Origin of the sequence: Parabacteroides sp. AF19-14 (genome assembly GCF_003635485.1) — a bacterium.
GTDB classification, from domain to species: Bacteria; Bacteroidota; Bacteroidia; order Bacteroidales; family Tannerellaceae; genus Parabacteroides; species Parabacteroides distasonis.
Genome location: NZ_QTMJ01000008.1, coordinates 37355 through 56988, shown reverse-complemented (window position 1 = coordinate 56988; position 19634 = coordinate 37355). Strand labels below are relative to the sequence as shown.

At 45.8% G+C, this 19634-nt stretch carries 12 protein-coding genes; 7 read left to right on the top strand and 5 right to left on the bottom strand.

Annotated features, from left to right (window positions below; all coding sequences use genetic code 11):
- Positions 1–34: 34 nt before the first annotated feature.
- The 5 genes from DWX33_RS10000 to DWX33_RS09980 all read right to left on the bottom strand — a co-directional run bounded on the left by DWX33_RS10000 (position 35) and on the right by DWX33_RS09980 (position 4897).
- Positions 35–961, bottom strand: a complete 927-nt coding sequence (locus tag DWX33_RS10000; RefSeq protein ID WP_158595296.1) for a hypothetical protein — start codon at positions 959–961, stop codon at positions 35–37.
- Entirely contained in the window at positions 958–2310 is a 1353-nt protein-coding gene (locus DWX33_RS09995; RefSeq protein ID WP_122380313.1) for a hypothetical protein, read from the bottom strand. Before DWX33_RS09995 ends, DWX33_RS10000 begins: the two co-directional genes overlap by 4 nt.
- Positions 2311–2321: 11 nt before the next feature.
- Positions 2322–2834, bottom strand: coding sequence for a DUF3575 domain-containing protein (locus DWX33_RS09990; protein WP_233570168.1), 513 nt, complete (start codon positions 2832–2834; stop codon positions 2322–2324).
- A 226-nt stretch (positions 2835–3060) separates the two neighbouring features.
- Positions 3061–3909 carry a helix-turn-helix transcriptional regulator gene (locus tag DWX33_RS09985; protein WP_122380311.1) on the bottom strand — a complete coding sequence of 283 codons (849 nt, stop codon included), beginning with the start codon at positions 3907–3909 and terminating at the stop codon, positions 3061–3063.
- Positions 3910–4006: 97 nt separating this feature from the next.
- Positions 4007–4897 (bottom strand): AraC family transcriptional regulator, encoded by an 891-nt coding sequence (locus DWX33_RS09980; protein ID WP_122380310.1) that lies wholly within the window; start codon positions 4895–4897, stop codon positions 4007–4009.
- A 102-nt stretch (positions 4898–4999) separates the two neighbouring features.
- On the opposite strand from DWX33_RS09980, the gene DWX33_RS09975 reads away from it, so the two are divergent.
- The 7 genes from DWX33_RS09975 to DWX33_RS09945 all read left to right on the top strand — a co-directional run bounded on the left by DWX33_RS09975 (position 5000) and on the right by DWX33_RS09945 (position 19624).
- Complete coding sequence (locus DWX33_RS09975) at positions 5000–6301, top strand: hypothetical protein (RefSeq protein ID WP_122380309.1); 1302 nt, start codon at positions 5000–5002, stop codon at positions 6299–6301.
- 32 nt (positions 6302–6333) lie between these two features.
- Positions 6334–8079: a class I mannose-6-phosphate isomerase gene (locus DWX33_RS09970; RefSeq protein WP_122380308.1), complete on the top strand. Its 1746-nt coding sequence runs from the start codon at positions 6334–6336 to the stop codon at positions 8077–8079.
- Between the two features lie 146 nt (positions 8080–8225).
- The gene (locus DWX33_RS09965; protein WP_121962266.1) at positions 8226–9329 is read left to right on the top strand and encodes an ROK family protein; all 1104 of its coding nucleotides are present in this window, start codon (positions 8226–8228) and stop codon (positions 9327–9329) included.
- A complete protein-coding gene (locus DWX33_RS09960) occupies positions 9326–11695 on the top strand; it encodes a GH92 family glycosyl hydrolase (protein ID WP_122380307.1) in 2370 nt (789 codons plus the stop codon). The genes DWX33_RS09965 and DWX33_RS09960 overlap by 4 nt, the downstream gene beginning before the upstream one ends.
- The gene (locus DWX33_RS09955; RefSeq protein ID WP_005866412.1) at positions 11685–12827 is read left to right on the top strand and encodes a sugar MFS transporter; all 1143 of its coding nucleotides are present in this window, start codon (positions 11685–11687) and stop codon (positions 12825–12827) included. The genes DWX33_RS09960 and DWX33_RS09955 overlap by 11 nt, the downstream gene beginning before the upstream one ends.
- Position 12828: 1 nt before the next feature.
- Positions 12829–15717 carry a glycoside hydrolase family 38 C-terminal domain-containing protein gene (locus tag DWX33_RS09950; protein ID WP_122380306.1) on the top strand — a complete coding sequence of 963 codons (2889 nt, stop codon included), beginning with the start codon at positions 12829–12831 and terminating at the stop codon, positions 15715–15717.
- A 730-nt stretch (positions 15718–16447) separates the two neighbouring features.
- Positions 16448–19624: a TonB-dependent receptor gene (locus tag DWX33_RS09945; protein WP_009017170.1), complete on the top strand. Its 3177-nt coding sequence runs from the start codon at positions 16448–16450 to the stop codon at positions 19622–19624.
- Positions 19625–19634 lie beyond the last annotated feature (10 nt).

Genomic DNA, 19634 nt, shown 5'->3' with positions numbered 1-19634 from the left:
AATTTAAATTAAACATCATATAAGTGTGATTGTATTATTCTATATCCATAATATGGAGTTTCGTCCAGTTATCGTTTATCAATATAAAGATGGTAAACTTCCCGTTGTCGTACACATACCTTAGTAGGGTTAGCTTGTTTCTCTCCATCGTCACGTTGGCTGGCGGTGGAACGATGCCGGCTATCTCCCTCTGCGGGTCGTCATAAAACTGGATCTTTACCTGTGTGCCCTTATCCTCAAGGGAGGGGGAGAGCACGGTTTTCGATACGGGGTCATCCCCCGGTTTCCAGTTGGTAAAGGTGCGCACGACAGTACTTCTTGCGTAATTGAACTGATCGGTTACGTAAGAGGATACGCCGCTCACTTCCTTCTCCGAACAGCAGATGTCGCTCGGCAGGTTCGAGACCTGTATGATGAGCTTTCCCTTGACGCGCTTTAGGTCTACCTCGTAATTGTAGTGCGCCTCGTCGTAAAGGATCGTGTCGCTTGTCATGTAGGTATCGAAGCCCTCTATCTCGCCCATGTGCAGATTGTACACGCGGTAATCTCGCTCAGCGAGGATGGGGGCCTCATCGAGGATATTTCCCCATACCACCAACACGTACTTGCCGAAAGGCAGATCCTCGGGAATATGTCCCGTGGCCCGGAAAGCGTCGCCCTGCACATCGTGCAGATGCCTTGTCAGTACCACCTTGCCGGTCTCCGCCTCGTACATTATATAAAAGAGCTTCTGGATATAGGAGCGGAAGGACTTGGTCTCGTCCACCCGATGCTCCAATCCCGTGGCCTTCTCCACGGCATCTATATTGGCATAGTTTTTATCCTCGATACCGATCATAACCTTTAGGGGCGGACAAGGCGCTATCTCATCGCGTACGCAGGAGCTTAGGTAGAGCCACGCGGCCATGACTAGCAAGACATACGTCGTTTTATTTCTCTCTCTTTCCTTCATCCTCATCATTCCTTAATGATCAATTTCTCGGATACTCCCAGCAATTCCCTGGCCTCTTGCTCCTTGCCCTCCCGCACGTAAAGGAAGGCGAGATTGTTTCTCGCTACCTTCGAGTGGGGGAAGTAGCGCAGTATCGTTTGGTAAACCTCCCGTTTCCCCGCGGGCGACTCTGCCAAGGCGGCTACCCGTAGCAACTCCTCCTCGTTGAAGGCATCGGGACGTTTCCGGTACATATCGAGCAGCTCCTCGTCCGTAGTGAAGCTACGCAATGTATAGCTGTACGCGTATTCCACCTTACGATCTTTCTGCAAATGATTCTTCTTTATCGTGTTCCAGCAAGGCAGGCGGCGTATATAACGCTCTTGCACGTCATCACCGGCAGCGGCATAGGTGTCGAGTATCTTTCTCACGGCGGTAGAGTCTGGGTTTCCGGCGGCGGTCATGGCGGCTAATACAGGTTCCCAGCCTTCCGGCCGCGAGTCTACACGGATCAAGCGCCGTACGGTCTCGCCGATCTGGAAGCGTTCCACCAGCCACTCCTTGGCGGCGTTGGCCCGATCGCGAGCCAAGGTGGTGTTGAAGGCAAGCGAACCGTCGGCGGAAGCCATACCCGTAATCGTAAAGGAGGTGACGGTAGCCAAGGTATCCCCAAGAAGTGGGGCCAGCGTGCGTGTCATGCCTTCCAGCTCCTCTTGGTTATTGCCTAGCGCGTATTCTATCTCTGATTTATTGATGACGAATTGCAGGTGGGCCACCCCTTTGCCCTCTATTACTTTCGGGCGGATCACGAACTCCGGTTCCATCCATGCCAACTCGATGGTAGGCTCTACCACTACCGGTTCGGGACGGCGAACCACGGCCATGTCGATCGTATCGATCCCCGTGCACTGCCCGCACCCGTCTGATGAGACTACCGCCACGAGGTGCATCTCGTCTGTGCCATCAGGTAGCTCCACCAACTGCCGGTAGGGGCGTTTGATGGGGCTTGAGGTCTGCTCTACCCGCTCCCGGATATCGGCGTATGGGTCGGTGTATTTATCCAGTTTCTCCCTACGTTCCATCTTTTTTGTATAGATAGGGGAATCTAGTACAATCGGTACGTATTCGGATGCGGTCTCTTTCCCTTTTATCCATTGGGGCGTGATAACCAGCCTGCCGCGCTTTGACAAGTAATGCCCCGGGAGCTGAAAGACCACTTCCACGTCGGCACGTCCTTCCATATCCGCGGTTAGCGTTAATGAGTCCGGGGAGACGAGTATTCTCTTCTCTGTACCCGGCCGTGCGGTGGCACATCCTTCCAATGTCCCAAGGACGGCCAAGGCCGGTAGGATCCATATATATCGTTTGCCAATATTCATCGTTTTGTCATTTAAAAGTTATAAATAAGGGAAAGGGCGACTTTCGTCGGGCCGAAATAGTTCTTATGCTTATTCTCATAGCATTTCAGGCAGAGGATCCGGTCGCTTTCCTTATACCACAACCGGGCATAGCCTAGTCCGATGGCAGTCTCTAGATTCCAGCGGGGGGAGAGGATCCAGTCATATCCGTACGTGAATCCTCCACCTGCCAAATAACCATCATATCGTTTATCCTTAAACCCGCCGAAATATTGCGCTCCATGCAGATGAAGCCCAACGAAGTGCCCCTCGAATTTCTCGCAAAACCAATATTTAAGCTCTGGTTGCACGAGCCAGAGACGCATCTTCTTGTCATCCTTAAACGTCCAAGGGTTGTAAGCCCCGGAAAGATCTAGTGTTACCTTTCGACTGATAGCCAGCTCTACTCCAATGTTGGGGGTCGTGGTAAGCCAATAAAGACCATTTGTCTTTATGGCGATATCTTGTGCCGAAGTCTCCATATATAAACTAATTATGAAGAGCATGACTAATAAAGTCCTATTCCTTAACGTATTCATCTTTTTAAATTTTATTAGTCAAGCAGTTTGTTATTAAAGAACAGGTGTCTCTAAGAAGAATCTTTGTTATGTTTATAACACTGCTTTTTTCTGGTTGCAAAAGTACAAAGGCTACGCTCTCCCCTCTTTTTGAAAAAGGGGAGAAGTTTTATGTTTTTTGTGGTTTTAGTTAGTAGATGATACTTTTGTGCGGTTATAGGGATGAATTTCTAATTTCTTGTGGCGTTTTTTCATAAAAACGTTTGCAGAACGTACTTAAATAAGCTTGAGAAGATAAGTTATATTGCATAGCAATGTCGGCGAAGCTCTTGCTTGAGGCGATCAAGTCGCGGTAGATGAACTCTGATTTCCGCTGGGCGATCCATTTATGGGCGGGCATATCAAAGGTTTCCTTGAAACGGCGCTTAAAGGTGTCGATACTAAGATTCGCGAGATCCGCGAATTCCGTCAAGTCTTTTACCTCTAAGAAATTCGCTAGCACGAAATCCTTAAAGTCTAGTTCTTTTCCCAATAGAGGATAGAAAAAGGCCGCCAATTCTTCTTTTGGGTAATAGGCCCGGAAAAGGATTAACATCTTCCTACTCGATAATTCATGGAAATGCAAACAGCCCAAGTTATCGTTTAGGCAATTTTTTATCAATACCACGAATTCCATGATACGTTCCGTGATGGGCAAGAGACAGAAATCGTAGTTGAACTTCTCAGGGAGGAAACGCTGGAGTGTCATGAAAAAAAGGCGGTCGCAAAAGTTTATACTCTGTACGTATGAGCAACTGACAACCACGGCATACTCCAATATCTTGATATAGCAACTGCTATTTCTTGGCAATAAAGCGATTTGTCCTTTCTGATGTATTTTATCCCTATAGCTGTTACAAGAGACCTGCACTTTTCCTTCTAATAGGAAAATGATGACAGAACGATCTACTTCTATTATTTTTGTCTTGTTGCTTGGCGCGAACTCGAGAACCTTGAATGTCGCGTTGGTGGGTAACTCGTGATTATAACAAGTCGTATGTACCTCTTCGTAAAATATGCTCATAATTTGTTTACTTTGGTTCTATTTTTTCTATATGTTCAAAAGGACTAGTCTAAACGATCGTTTAGACTAGTCCTTTTATGCAGGGAGGGAAGATAGATTAGTTTCCCTTTTCTTTTTTGCGGTACTGAGAAGGTGAGATACCCATTATTTTTGTGAATATGCGGGAGAAATAAGCGGCATCCTCGAATCCTAGGAGCGTGGAGATCTCATTCAGTTTCATGTTGCTAAGTTCGATATACTCGCACGCTTTTTGTATCTTTAGTCGAATAAAGTAATTCATGGGCGATACGCCTGTCTCTTTTTGGAAAAGAGCGGAGAAGTGGGAAGGTGAGTACTTGAAATAGTCCGCTAGCTTATTTAGCGTAAGGTTGTGCTGAATATTCTCACGCATGTAGTGGATGACCCGTGCGGTGAACGGATATTCTTTTTGCGAGGGGATCATGATGTGGCGGAATTGCTCCAGATAGATAAAGGATGCCAGAAAATTATACAGGCATGTAGAGGAATAAATCATATATTCTTTAATGTATCCCATGGAGAAACTGCTATATATCTCCTCGAATAGTCGGAGGCGATCTTGCAGCCGGGAATACTCATTGGGCAAAATGGTTTCCGGTACCGGATGCGAGGGTAGGAACTGGTCGCGGAGTCTTCCTTGGAAGTGCAACCAGTAAATAGTCCATGGATCTTCTTCGTCCGCCCCAAAGGAATAGGGAATATCGGGAGGGATAATGATATATTGATGTTTTTCTATGATATATTGCTTGCCAAGGATACGATACCAGCCTTTTCCTTCGGTGCAATAAATCAACATGGCATAATCGCACCCTTGCTCTTTTTGTACAAAATGGTATTTTACACGTGGAAAGAAGCCGATCTTACGTACATATAAATTATTGATGAGCGGTTCCCTTTGATAGCTTGTCAATAGTTCCTCGGGCAAAGAGACGAGTCGTTCCCCCTTAAATCCTTCTTTTATCTTGACCATAATCTATAAATCATAAGATTGTACAAGTAAATCGGAACAAATGTAGTATTCCTTTCTGAATTATTGAAATAATTTTGCCGCCATAAATCATAATTTAATGCCATGAATAAAATTCTAGTTGTAACTTCTTTTGTATTTGTATCTTTTTTATCCTGTACGGGATTGACCGAGAAACAGCGATTGGCCGATCAAATATTGTCCGACACGGCTTTACATAAGGTGGATAGTATGGCTCGTGCGACCATTCGTAGTGGCTTTAACGCAGGGAGTGGTTATTCCCAGATATGGGCACGGGATATGAATACGTTTATTGAGGTAGCTTGCGAGGAAAGCGATCCGCATGAACTGCGGGAAGCTATCTTATTGTTTTTCGCTCTTCAACAGCCGAATGATGAGATGATCGATGGTTATGTGCTGAAAGAAGATTTTACATGGTATGATGATACGCCTTATTATTCGAATGCCGCTCCGAAACATGTCGCTTTTAAGAATACGGTAGAGACGGACCAAGAATCTTCCTTGATTCAGATCGTAGGTAAATACATTCGTAAGACGGGTGATCGGGGTATTCTGGATGAGGTGGTGGCCGGAAAGACCGTCTTGGAGCGAATGAACTTGATGGTAGATTACTTGATGCGAGAACGATATAATAAGGAATATGGATTGCTATACGGGGCGATGACGGCGGACTGGGGAGACGTGCAGCCGAACGATGATTTCGGATGTGACATGAATGAGCTATCCGATCCGGCCATTGACGTATATGATAACGCTATGTTTCTTATCGCTTTAGATTATTTATTGGAGATGGCTCCCGATTCCCCGCAAGCCTCCCGTTGGAAAAGTCTGCGTGAGGGAATCGAGAGAAATGTGCGGGCTCATTTATGGGACGAGAAGCGCCAGAAGTTCATTCCTCATATTTATCCGGAGAAATCTCCGATTCCGGAAGGTTTTGATGAACTTGCCATTCATTATCATGGTGGGACGGCTATCGCTATAGAGGCCGGCTTATTATCGAAAGACGAGATACGTACCGTAAATGCCCAGATGCTTGAGAATGTTCGCCTGTCGGGTATGCCGAGTATTGGTCTTACCTTATATCCCGTGTATCCGGATGGTTTTTTCCATGGAGGAATGTCAAAGGCTTATCTGTATCAGAATGGCGGGGATTGGACTTGGTTTGGCGGTCGGATGATCCAGCAGCTTGTCGTTAATGGAATGGTTGAGGAGGCTTATGCGGAGATTCATCCGATGATCGAGCGTGTGATCCAAAATGACGGATTCTACGAATGGTATGGCAAAGGCGGTGTCCCCAGCGGCTCTGGTAATTTCAAGGGATCGGCCGGAGTGCTATCTAAGGCGATTGAATTATTAAGGGATTGGGCAGAGAAAAATAAGAGTTAAATACAAGCGTGCAATATTAAATATCAAAAGAGATGAGAAAAAGTAATTATGATAAAATGCCGGCCACCGTTGTAGACGGTACCTTGTGGAAAGGCTGGGAATCGATACGGAAGCGATTGGCGGAGGTCCATGCGGAAACGAATGGATCACAAGTTTGGGTGGTGGAATGCTACCAAGGGGTTCATCACGAGGAGTTGATGCGTGAACTGCAAGCGCTCGCGCCCGATCGTTTTATCAATACGCGAGATTTATTTAAATCGGCAGAAGATATAGAGGCGATGACCTATCCTTATCTGACGGATGATCGGTTGTTTGGCCGCCGGGCTCATTTCTCTTATACGGATTTCTTGGATGAGGAGAAGGTGAACGCCTGCCGGGAGTCCTTGCGTGATGGAAAAGGCTGGACAATCGTTTATGGCCACGCCGCCGCCGAGATCGTTTCCGCTCCGGACAAATTGATCTATGCGGATATGGCTCGTTGGGAGATCCAGATGCGTTCCCGTAGAAAAGAGGTGAACGGGCTAGGTGTGGAAAACCGGGAGGAAGCCCCGTCGTACCATTATAAGCGAGGATATTTTATTGATTGGATTGTTTGCGATAATCTGAAGAAGAAAGTCCTTCCCAAGGTCGATTATTGGTTGGATACCCATATCGTCGGAACACCTAAGATGATTTCCGGGGAGATCTTGAAAGAAGGGTTGGAGAAAACGGCTCATACCCCGTTCCGGGTAGTACCTTTCTTTGATCCGGCTCCTTGGGGTGGCCAATGGATGAAAGAGGTCTGTGATCTGGATAAAAAGCAAGATAACTTCGGCTGGTGTTTTGATTGCGTGCCCGAGGAAAATAGTTTATACCTGAAAGTTGCCGGAGAGCTGTTTGAGATCCCTTCCAATGACTTGGTATTCTATAAGACGAGAGACTTGCTGGGCGGGCCGGTCGAGGCTCGTTTCGGACAAGATTTCCCGATCCGTTTCGACTTCTTGGATACGATGGGAGGAGGAAACCTAAGTTTGCAAGTGCATCCGGTCACCCAATATATCCGGGATACGTTCGGGATTTATTATACGCAGGACGAGAGCTACTACCTGCTGGATGCCGAGGAGGACGCTACCGTTTATCTGGGATTGAAAACCGGTGTAAATCCGGACGAGATGATCGCTGCCCTAAACGAGTCCCAACAGACCGGAAAGCCTTTCGATACGGAGAAATATGTCAACAAATGGCCTGCCAAACGCCATGATCATTATCTGATCCCCGCCGGAACGGTCCATTGTTCGGGAGCCGGTGCCATGGTGCTGGAGATTAGCGCTACCCCAAGTATCTTTACCTTTAAGCTTTGGGACTGGGGCCGCTTGGGATTGGACGGACTGCCTCGACCGATTAATATCGGCCACGGCTCGAAAGTGATCCAATGGGAGCGGCAAACGGAGTTTGTCCGTCATAACTTGATCAACCAAGTGGAGATGATCGCCGAGGGAGACGGTTGGCGGGAGGAGCGGACCGGCTTGCATGAGAACGAGTTCATCGAGACCCGCCGTCATTGGTTCACGGATATCGTGCCTCACAATACGAATGGAGGGGTGCAAGTACTGAATGTAATCAAGGGAGATGAGTTGATCGTGGAGAGTCCGACAAACGCTTTTGAACCATTCATCGTTCATTATGCGGAGACTTTTATCATTCCGGCTTGCGTGGGTGAATATACGATCCGCCCGTATGGATCGTCCGTAGGTAAATACTGTGGTACTATAAAAGCTTACGTACGATTTAGGCAATAATCACCGTGCCATGGGCATCGCACAACTGTGCCACCCTTGATGGCACGGTAGTGCCACTGCGATGGCACGCCAATGCCAACCCTATGGCACGGCTGTGCCACCACGGTGGCACTGGCGGAACATGGGTAAATAAAGAAAAGGAATATATGATGTATACAAATGACAATAGAATAGTAATGACATTGGATGCGGGAGGAACGAATTTTGTTTTCTCTGCCATCCAAGGAGGAAAAGAGATAGCCGATCCGGTAGTTCTTCCGGCATGCGCGGATTGTTTAGATAAGTGTTTAGGCAATTTGGTAGAGGGTTTTAAGGCAATTCAGGCAGGCTTGCCGGAAACTCCGGTCGCTATCAGTTTCGCTTTTCCCGGTCCGGCAGACTATCAAGCCGGTATCATAGGCGATTTACCCAACTTCCCCTCTTTCCGGGGTGGAGTAGCGTTAGGCCCGTTTCTGGAAGATATATTCGGGATACCGGTATTTATCAATAACGATGGGAATTTATTCGCATATGGAGAAGCGTTAACCGGAGCCCTTCCGGATATAAACCGCCGTTTGCGGGAGGCAGGAAGCATGAAGCAATATAAGAACCTGCTGGGAGTCACCTTGGGTACCGGTTTTGGTGCCGGGGTTGTCATTAATCAAGAGCTTCTATTGGGAGATAATGCGGCAGGAGGAGATATCTGGTGTTTTCGGAATAAGAAATATCCGGAGTATATCGTAGAGGAGAGTGTCAGCATACGTGCGGTCATGCGAGTATATGCGGAACGATCCGGTGATACGGGAGCGCATACTCCGAAAGAGATCTTTGAGATCGCCGAGGGTATTTGCCCGGGTAACCGGGAGGCTGCTATTACGGCTTTCTCCGAATTAGGGGAGCTAGCGGGGGATGCGTTGGCGTCTGCCATTACTTTAATCGATGGCATCATCGTGATCGGTGGTGGACTATCGGGGGCTTCTAAATATATTCTCCCTGCTTTGTTGAAAGAATTGAACTCATCTACCGGTATGATGGATGGAAGTCGTTTCGGCCGATTGCAAATGAAAGCTTATCTTTTGGAGGATGCGGAGAGTTTCGCTGATTTCGCTAAAGGAGGAGCTGTCGAGGTACCCATTCCGGGTACCAATCGCAAGGTAGGGTATGATCCTTGTAAACGGATAGGGGTGACCGTAAGTAAACAAGGTGCTAATCGCTCGATCGCTATGGGAGCTTATGTTTTTGCGTTAAACCATCTATCTAAAGGAATATGAGACAAAAATATAGTATAGGACCTGTATGGTTCCTGATGTTTGCGTGTGCTTTCTTCACATCCTGTGTGACACAAGGCAAAAAATTTCAGCAAGAAGAGCTTAGCCAATATGTAGAACCTCGGATCGGTACGGCGCATTGCCGTTGGTTTCATTTTACCCCGGGAGCGATGCCTTTCGGTATGGCCAAGCCGGCTCCTTCTACGAACGGGCATATCGGGAATAAATCCGGTTGGGAGGCGACCGGTTACGATTATCGGGATCAATCGATCGAGGGTTTCCCCTGCTTGCATGAGTTTCAGATCGGTGGAATCGTACTGATGCCTACGACGGGTCCATTGAAAACAATTCCCGGGGCGGTAGACGACTTGACAGGTATAGGATACCGTTCCCGTTTTGATCGTGCGGACGAGATCGCTACCGCCGGTTATTATTCCGTTCTCCTAAAAGATTACTCGATTTGTGCGGAGCTTACCGCTACCCCTCGTGTCGCTATTCAGCGTTATACATTTCCGGCCGGGGAGGATAGCCATATCTTGTTCGATATAGGAAACCGTCAAGGAGAGAGCGGAGCTGTGCGGGATGCTGAAATTACTTTTACGGAAGACGGGCGTATCGAGGGCTGGGTGATTACCGAGCCTGAATATGTGAGGAAATATCAACCCGGGGCATCGGTTCCTTTGTATTTCTCGGCGGTGCTGGACAAGGTTCCCGTTGGATTTGGCGCTTTCAACGGAGCGGATATCCGTCCGGATGAACGGAAAGCGACGGGCGTGGGGGCCGGACTTTATCTGACATTCCGTACCCAAGATCAAGAGTCGGTAACCGCTAAAGTAGGTCTTTCTTATACATCCGTGGAGAATGCCCGGTTAAATAGGGAAACTGAGGCCGCTACCCTTACGTTTGACGAGGCAAGGGAAATATCTCGTCAAACATGGGAAGAATATTTGGGACGTATCCGGGTAGAGACTCCAGCGCGAGAGGATAAGGTGAAATTCTATACCGGTTTGTATCACGCTTTATTGGGGCGTGGGTTAGCTAGCGATGTGAATGGCGCTTATCCGAGAAATGATGGCTCGGTAGGACAAATCCCTTTGAAAGACGGGAAACCGGTACATAACTTATACAATACCGATGCCGCTTGGGGAGCGCAATGGAATCTGACACAGGTTTGGGCTTTGGCCTATCCGGAATATTATTCGGATTATATAAGTAGCCATTTGTTGGTGTACAAGGACGCCGGCTGGCTGGCGGATGGAATCGCTAATAGCCGTTATGTCTCCGGGGTTGGTACGAATTTATTAAGTACGATTATCGCTGGCGCTTATCAATGTGGCATCCGGGATTTCGATGTGAATACGGCTTATGAGGCTTGCTTGAAGAATGAGTTGGATGGGGAGAATCGTCCGTTGGGCGCGGGAAAGATCGATACCCGTTATTTCGTGGAATATGGTTATGTACCTCATTTGGATAAAGGGGACGGTCCGGACGAGGCTTTCATGTTTTCCGCTTCCCATACCTTGGAATATGCTTATAGTGCGTGGACCGTGGCCCAATGGGCGAAGCAACTGGGTAAGACGGACGATTATAACCGTTTGATGGACTTATCGAAAGGCTGGGAGCGTATCTATGACCCTTCCTGTAATTTTGTCCGTCCTAAAAAGAAGGATGGTACGTTTATCGAGGACTTCAATCCGATGCAAGTATGGCGCGGATTCCAAGAAGGTAACGCTTGGCAATATACATTCTATGTACCGCACGATGCGAAAGGCTTGGTCGCGAAAGTAGGTGCGGACGTGTTTAACCATCGGTTGGATAGCATCTTCACGGTGTCTCGTAAATTAATCTTTAGCGGAGGCACGGAAGTAGGGGCTTTCGCCGGTTTACAAACCTTGTATAACCAAGGAAATCAACCTTGTTTGCACATCTCTTGGATGTTCAACGAGGCCGGTCGTCCCTCGCTTACGCAAAAATGGGTGCGGGCGATCTTGAATGAGTTCTATGGTACGGATGGCATCCACGGTTATGGCTACGGACAAGATGAGGATCAAGGCCAGCTCGGGGCTTGGTACGTGATCTCTTCCTTAGGCTTATTCGATATGAAAGGCTTGACGGATCAAGCGCCTTCTTTCGCTTTGGGTAGTCCTTTGTTCGATAAGATTACGATCCGGCTGAATGACCGCTATTATAAAGGGAAGGAATTCGTGATCGAGACTCGTAATAATAGTAAGCAAAATGATTACGTGCAATCCATGGACTTAAACGGGAAACCATTGACGGATACTCGTATTCCTTTCTCGGAGATTGTTCAAGGTGGACATTTGGTTTTAGAAATGGGTAACCAACCAAAAGATCGATATGAGAACTAAAAGTACGAACTCCGCTATATTCCCGATCCTTTTCGGCTTTTTCGTGATGGGATTCGTGGATGTCGTGGGAATTGCCACGAATTATGTGAAGATGGACTTTGGTTTGTCCGATACGTTGGCGAACCTATTGCCCATGATGGTCTTTCTTTGGTTCGCCCTGTTCTCTGTCCCTACCGGTATCTGGATGGGACGGCACGGGCGTAGGAATACGGTGGTCGTAGCCTTGGCTATCACAACCTTGGCGATGCTGATACCTCTATTCTTCTATGACTTTGCTTGTATCTTGTTTGCGTTCGCTTTGCTGGGAATTGGAAATACGATCTTGCAAGTGTCCTTGAATCCGATGGTAGCGCGGGTGGTAAATCCGGATAAAGTAACGAGCGTGCTTACTTTAGGGCAGTTTATTAAGGCGGTATCTTCCTTCTTAGGGCCGATTATTGCAGGTATAGCTTCTTCTTTCTGGGGAGATTGGAAGTTGATATTCATTGTCTATTCGGTGACTACCTTGTTATCTATCATCTGGTTGATAACGACTATTCCGGGTAAAGAGGAAGGAGAGGGGCAAGAAGCCTCGTTCGCCTCTACGTTAGCTTTATGTAAAGATGCTAGGATACGGATGCTTTTCTTGGGGATTCTGTGTATTGTCGGGATCGATGTCGGTCTGAATACGACGATCCCTAAGCTATTGATGGAAAAGTTATCCATGCCGTTGCAAGAGGCTGGATTAGGGAGTAGCCTTTATTTCGCCGCTCGTACCGGAGGTTCTTTCCTGGGGGCTATATTGCTGGCGAGGATCTCGTCACGACCCTTCTTAAGGGGAAGCATGCTTATCGCTATCCTTGCTTTCGTAGGATTGCTTATCTCGGATAGCTTGTGGGGCATGGGCGTTATGATCGTACTGGTTGGCTTGGCTTGCTCGAATGTGTTTTCGATCCTGTTCTCTTTTGCGTTGGAACATCGGCCGGAGCAATCGAACGAGGTCTCGGCCTTGATGATTATGGGTGTATCAGGAGGCGCTTTGATTACGCCTTGTATGGGAGGCATAGCCGATATGTTCGGACAGGTAGCCGGCTTGATGCTATTATTAATATGTATGTTGTATATAGGACTTATATCAATAAAAACACGATAAGATGAAAAAAAGAACTTATTTATCAGCAGGATTGGCTTTGTTGATCGGGACATTGTCGGTTCATGCGTCTCCGGGATTATCGGATGTCAAGAGCCGTGTATTACCGGCGGTTTATAAATCGAAAAACGGACTGACCCAAAAGGTCGAGATCTCCGTAAAACATGAAGGAGAACCTTCTACAGTGACGATCCATTTAGGCGAGCAAAGCCATAAAGAGAAACTGGTGTCCGGGGATAATGTATTCCGAATCGAGATACCCGAGGTTAGCACGACTCGCCAATTACCGTTGACGTTGACAAGTGGGAAAGAGAAAGAGGAAACTACGGTGACCGTAAAACCGGTTCGACATTGGCAGATGAATATGGTGCAACACACCCATACGGATATCGGTTATACCCGTTCCCAAATGGAAATCTTGGCAGAACAGCTTCGATACATTGATTATGCGTTGGATTATTGTGACGCTACGGATAATTATCCGGATTTCGCTAAGTTCCGTTGGACTTGCGAGATCGCTTGGGCGGTTAGCGAATATTTGAAATGTCGTCCTGTGGAACAGATCGCTCGCCTGAAGCAACGGGTAAAAGAGGGCCGTATTGAATTAGCTACGATGTTCTTGAATTTTGACGAATTACCGGATGAGCAGACACTTGCCGCTTCCCTTTATCCGATCAAGCAATTTAGAGAAAATGGGATGCGTGCCGAGGTTGCGATGCAAGACGACGTGAATGGTATCGGTTGGTGTTTCAGCGAGTATTTCGCAGATGCCGGCGTGAAATATGTGAATATGGGAACCCATGGTCATCGAGCGTTGATCTGCTTTGATAAACCTACGGTGTTTTGGTGGGAATCACCTTCTGGGAAGAAGGTCTTGACTTATCGTGCGGAGCATTATCACTATGGTAATTTTTTCGGGATTCATACAGATAACTTTGACCAGTTTGAGGAGCGTGTTTTAACTTATTTAGGTGAAATGGAAGCGAAAAATTATCCGTATGATATATTAGCGGTGCAGCATTCGGGATATCTTACGGATAATGCGCCCCCTTCGACTAAAAGTTGCGAGATGTTACAGAAATGGAATGAGAAGTATGAATGGCCGAAATTACGCACGGCGGTAGCCAGTGAGTTTTTTAAGACGGTAGAGAGCCAATACGCGGATCGTATTGAGACCGTTCGTGGAGCTTGGCCGGATTGGTGGACGGATGGTTTCGCTTCCGGTGCCCGTGAAGCCGCCATATCTCGTGTGACTCATTCGGATATTATCGCGAACCAAGCCGGATTGTCATTCGCCAAAATGCTAGGCGCTCAATTGCCGACAGACATCAATGATCGGATTTATGATATCAACAAAGCTCTTTTGTTCTATGATGAGCATACTTTCGGGCATAGCGAGAGCGTACGTAACGCTTATGGACTGGAAACTTGGGAACAACGCTCCTTGAAACAATCGTATGCGTGGGAAGCCTATCGCCATTCCGGTTTGCTGGGAGAGGCCACGATGGGTATATTACAATCGTTCGTGCCTAAAAGCGACGTTCCGTCTATCGCTGTATTCAATACGCTCAACTGGAGTTATAGCGGTATCGCTAAAGCTTATGTCGATCATCAGATTCTTCCGAAAGACAAGGCTTTCGAGATCGTGGATGCGGCTGGCAACGTAATTCCCGCACAAGCTGGCGAAAGCCGTTCCGATGGTACTTATTGGAACTTTTACGTGAAAGAAGTCCCGGCTTTGGGATACGCACAGTATTATATAAAGGTGAAGGATGCGCCACGTCCGGAAATACAGGGCGCAACGGAATTAAAAGAGACACATGTGGAGAATCCTTGGTATGCCATCGACTTCAATACCCGTAAAGGTACGATTCGTAAATTATATGATAAGGATTTGAACAAACAATTGGTTACGCCGGATGCGGAATGGGAGATGGGAGAGTTTATTTATGAGATTATCGATAGCCGTCATCCGATGGAACAATATCGTGCTCCCCAATTCCTCCGCCGTCGTCCCGAGAAGATGCGTTTCGAGAAATATGAGAAAGGCGATGTTTGGGATACATATCGTTTTCGGGGAGAGACAGTAGCGGGACGTGAGCCGAATAATTTGATGGTGGAATTCCGTGTATTTAACGTAACAAAGAAAATCGAGGTAGTTTATCGCTTGCGTAAAAAAGCGGTAACAGATCCGGAAGCGGTTTATATCGCTTTCCCGTTTGAGGTTGAAAGCGGTAAGATCCATTTGGATGTACCCGGCGGATCGATTGAGGCGGGTGTAGACCAAATCCCGGGCTCCTCTAACGATTGGTACACGGTGCAAAACTTCGCTACGGCTCGTAATGGAGAGTCACAGGTCGTGATGGGTAGCCAAGAAATACCATTAATGCAATTTGGGGCGATCAATACGGGGCGGTATAAGGCCGGAGCCGTACCTCAGTCCACGAATATGTATTCATGGCCGATGAACAACTATTGGGTAACCAATTTCAATGCGGACCAAATGGGAGAGATGCAATGGAGTTACTTCATCAACTCTTCGAAAGACAACACTATTGAGTATGCGACTAAGTTCGCTTGGGAAAACCGGATTCCGTTCTTGACCCGTGTTTTGCCTGCCGGAGATAAAAAGGTGGAGCCTCTTCAATCGGCTTCCATTTTCAAGATCGTACCGAAGAACTTGTTGTTGGTAAACATGAGGCCTGTAGAAGGCGAGAACGCTGTTATGCTTCAATTGCGTGAGATAGGCGGGAAGTCCGCTACTTTCTCTGTAGCTTCAGATAAAATTAATTTTGTGAAAACTACGGTTTGTGATGTCGTTGGAGACCCAGTTTCGGGGAATCCGTTGAGTTTCGCTCCGTGGGAGAATAAGTTTATAAAATTATCTTGGTAGCATGGTAGGGGCGGGGTTTGCCCGCCCTTATCCAGTTTGTCTTATGTTTGTATATTGAATGTTTTGATAGGATTTAATCCCAAATAAATCGGTATTATTCTAAGCAGAAGACTTGCTTGTGTTAGAGTGATGGGTGAAGAGTGTCATGAGAGACTCTGTTTCGGGTAATGCCTTATTGGATTTCAAGCCTTGTGGGAATAAGTCTATGGCGCTTTCTTGGTAGAAAGATTGTAGATAATGTGGTTCTTCTTTTATTTATAAAGGAAGGCTAAATTTTTTTATATTATCCAGTCTCTGAATATATTATCTGTTTTTTTCATAGAAGCCATACTAGTGCCATTTTCGCCTAGCCTTGAATCTCAATAAATTTAACATTTGTTTATTGTAACCAATTTAAAGTGTTTTTACTGTTAATATTTGATAGTTAATTATTTATGTGATAGAAAGACGATGATACTATTGTAAGTCCGTACGGAACAATATATTTTTAGTACATTTAAGGGCTGATATTCTTGGTTTCAAGGGGTGATTTGTGATAAATGTGTCATTTTTATTAAAAAAATACTATAGATTTAAGTCTAGTTTACAAAAAAAGTTATACATTTGCCCAGTTTTTAATGATATAGACCATGAATGGCGCACTAGTTCCGTACGAACTATGTCCATCTATAACGATAAAAATTACATAGACAATGTAATCAATCTAAACTTAATTAAAAAACAAAGCAAAATGACAAAGAATGAATCTAAGCTATTATCCATTCAGGGGATAGCTAAAGCCTCAGCGTTCTGTTTGCTGCTTTCTGCCTTCTCTGTAAACGCCGCTATGGCCGCTCCCGCTCCCGCAGGCACGGTTGATGAAGTAATGGCAGTGCAGCAAGGCAAGAAAGTAACAGGTGTGGTTGTTGACGGTACAGGTGAGCCTGTTATTGGCGCTAACGTGGTGGTGAAAGGCACTACAAACGGTACGATCACTGATTTCGATGGAAATTATACGATCGAGGGTGTGCCCGCCGACGGAGTTTTGGTGATTTCCTATATTGGTTATTTATCTCAAGAGATCCCTGTAGGCAACCAATCTGCAATCAATGTTACATTGAAAGAAGATACACAGACTTTGGATGAGGTAGTAGTAGTAGGTTACGGTACGATGCGTAAATCGGATGTAACAGGTTCTATTTCTACAGCTAAAGGAGAAGAGATGTTAAAAGCTCAAAACTTTAGTGCATTGGATAACTTGCGTGGTAAGGCTGCCGGTGTAAATATCTTCTCTAACTCTAGCCAGCCGGGTGCTTATGGTAGCCGTGTTGTTATCCGTGGTCAAGCGACAATTAATGCCTCTTCTGATCCGTTGTATGTTGTGGACGGCGTAGTAATGGAGAACTTCTATTTGATGAACCCGAATGACATCGAGTCTATGGAGGTATTGAAAGATGCTTCCGCTACCGCTATCTATGGTGCTCGTGGTGCCAATGGTGTTATCATGGTTACTACGAAACGTGGTAACAAAGAAGGTGGAACGAAGGTTAGCTACTCTGGTTCTGTAAGCTTGGCTCATCGCGCTCGTAAGATGGATACGATGAATGCGCAGGAGTGGTGCGATGCTTTTATGCAAGGTATTGAGAATGAGAATAGATGGGGATCTGATAAGGATGGCAATCCATTTAACTGGTCTACTAATCGTGCGGATTGGTTTACAGATCGTCGTTTCTTCGATTCTAACGGTAATCCTCTTTATGATACAGATTGGCAAGATGAGGCAACTCGTACAGCGATCTCTCATAACCATCAATTGAATGTTCAGCAAGGTGGCGAGAAATCATCTATGGGTGCATTTTTGAACTATACTGATAACCAAGGTATCATGTTGAATACCTATTCAAAACGTTTGAATGCAAAGATCGCTTATGATGCGAATCCTACAACATGGTTATCTACAGCGATCAACTTGGCGGTGAACCATACTTGGGGTAACTCTACTCCAGAAGACGGTGGTGGACAGGATGCTCGTCGTACTATGATTGAAATGGTTCCTTGGATGCCGGTTCAATATAATGGCAAATATACCTCCACCAATACTCCAGAAGGGATGCCAATGGACTTTGAGGCAATGTCTAACCCTGTTCATATCTTGAAGACCTATAAGAATATGAACTATAATACAAAAGTATTCGGTAATGCAGCCTTGACATTCCATATCATCGAAGGTTTGGATTTGAAGACTCAATTCGGTGTTGACGCTAACTTTAAGACTTTGCATAAATATATGCCAAGTGACTTGGTGAATTTGGCATATGACCAACATGGACGTGCTGAAAGATATCATGCAAATACTCTTTATTGGCAGGAAGAGACTTACTTGACTTATAATAAGACGATTGGCGAGCACCGTATCAACGCTATGGCCGGTTTGTCTTGGCAGGAGCGCAAGTATGATTATTCTAGAATGTATACAGAAAACTTCACTACCGATTTCTTTGAGGACTTCAATATGGACGCAGGTACGAAGCCTGATGCTCCGAAGACTTATTGGGAACGTTGGGCTATGAACTCCTATTTCTTACGTTTCGCTTATACATTCAAGGATCGTTACTCCGCTACAATTACTGGTCGTTATGACGGTTCTTCTAAGTTTGGTAAGAATAATAAATATGCGTTCTTCCCATCAGCGGGTTTGGCTTGGAACATCACGCAAGAAGACTTTATGTCTGATCAAAATACGATCAGCAACTTGAAGTTGCATACCAGCTACGGTTTGACTGGTAACTCTGAGATTGGTGTTTACAAATCTTTAGCAACAGTTAAGAGCGAAACGTTATTATTGAACGGAACACGTAATTCCTATTCTTATTTAAATAGATTGCCTAACTCTGATCTGAAATGGGAGAAAACCGCCCAGTTCGATATAGGTTTCGATTTAGGTTTGTTCAATAATAGAATTACGTTAGATGCTTCTTATTACAACAAGAAGACTTCTGATCTGTTATTGGATGCTCCGGTTCCTCATACAACAGGTTTCGAGACTGTTTATAAGAATATCGGTTCTATCCGTAACCAAGGTTTGGATCTGATGTTATCTACTCGCAATATTGATACAAAAGACTTCACATGGACAACATCCATCAATGCTAACTTCAATAAAAATAAGATCTTATCTTTGGGTGACAATGACGAGGATATCTTGAAAAACGAATGGGTGAGCGGTGCTTCTATCTTGCGTGTAGGCGAAAGCGTAGGTAGTTTCTATGGTTACAAACGTTTAGGCGTTTATACAATAGAAGATTATGAAGCTGGTAACTGCCAGAAGAAACAGATCGGTCGTGCGAAACGTTCTTCTGAGCGTGAGATCATAGGTAAAGGTGTACCCGATTGGACTGGATCTATGATCAATACATTACGTTACAAGAATTGGGATTTCACTTTGGATTTACAATTTGTCGCTGGTGTTCAGACCTTGCAACAGTTCTATCACTCTACATATGACCGTTTCGGACAGACTAACGGCTTGACAAATATCTTGTATGACGCATATAATGGAACGAATCCTAATTCTATGCAGCAAGCTATCTGGTTGTTCAACGGTGGTCACGCAGGACAGGATACTTTGACAGACTCTCAATGGGTGGCTAATGGTTCTTATTTACGTGCGAACTTAATCCAGTTAGGTTATACTTTTGACTCAAATCAATTGGCAAAGACTCCGTTTAGTAGCTTACGCCTATATTTGAATGTGAACAATGCGTTCTTGATTACAGCGAAAGACTTTAATGGGTACGATCCTGAAAGTACATCTCAGATCTCTACATCTAACGGTTCAGTATCTCCAGAACAATTTGGTCAGAATATGGCCTTCTTCTCTTATCCGAGAGCTAGAACGTTTACGTTGGGTGTAAATGTAACATTTTAATTAATTAAAT

What these genes read in the sequence shown, in the direction of transcription:
- DWX33_RS10000 (WP_158595296.1), bottom strand. Translation starts at nt 961, where the DNA reads ATGATGAGGATGAAGGAAAGAGAGAGAAATAAAACGACGTATGTCTTG.
- DWX33_RS09995 (WP_122380313.1), bottom strand. Translation starts at nt 2,310, where the DNA reads ATGAATATTGGCAAACGATATATATGGATCCTACCGGCCTTGGCCGTC.
- DWX33_RS09990 (WP_233570168.1), bottom strand. Translation starts at nt 2,834, where the DNA reads ATGCTCTTCATAATTAGTTTATATATGGAGACTTCGGCACAAGATATC.
- DWX33_RS09985 (WP_122380311.1), bottom strand. Translation starts at nt 3,909, where the DNA reads ATGAGCATATTTTACGAAGAGGTACATACGACTTGTTATAATCACGAG.
- DWX33_RS09980 (WP_122380310.1), bottom strand. Translation starts at nt 4,897, where the DNA reads ATGGTCAAGATAAAAGAAGGATTTAAGGGGGAACGACTCGTCTCTTTG.
- DWX33_RS09975 (WP_122380309.1), top strand. Translation starts at nt 5,000, where the DNA reads ATGAATAAAATTCTAGTTGTAACTTCTTTTGTATTTGTATCTTTTTTA.
- DWX33_RS09970 (WP_122380308.1), top strand. Translation starts at nt 6,334, where the DNA reads ATGAGAAAAAGTAATTATGATAAAATGCCGGCCACCGTTGTAGACGGT.
- DWX33_RS09965 (WP_121962266.1), top strand. Translation starts at nt 8,226, where the DNA reads ATGATGTATACAAATGACAATAGAATAGTAATGACATTGGATGCGGGA.
- DWX33_RS09960 (WP_122380307.1), top strand. Translation starts at nt 9,326, where the DNA reads ATGAGACAAAAATATAGTATAGGACCTGTATGGTTCCTGATGTTTGCG.
- DWX33_RS09955 (WP_005866412.1), top strand. Translation starts at nt 11,685, where the DNA reads ATGAGAACTAAAAGTACGAACTCCGCTATATTCCCGATCCTTTTCGGC.
- DWX33_RS09950 (WP_122380306.1), top strand. Translation starts at nt 12,829, where the DNA reads ATGAAAAAAAGAACTTATTTATCAGCAGGATTGGCTTTGTTGATCGGG.
- DWX33_RS09945 (WP_009017170.1), top strand. Translation starts at nt 16,448, where the DNA reads ATGACAAAGAATGAATCTAAGCTATTATCCATTCAGGGGATAGCTAAA.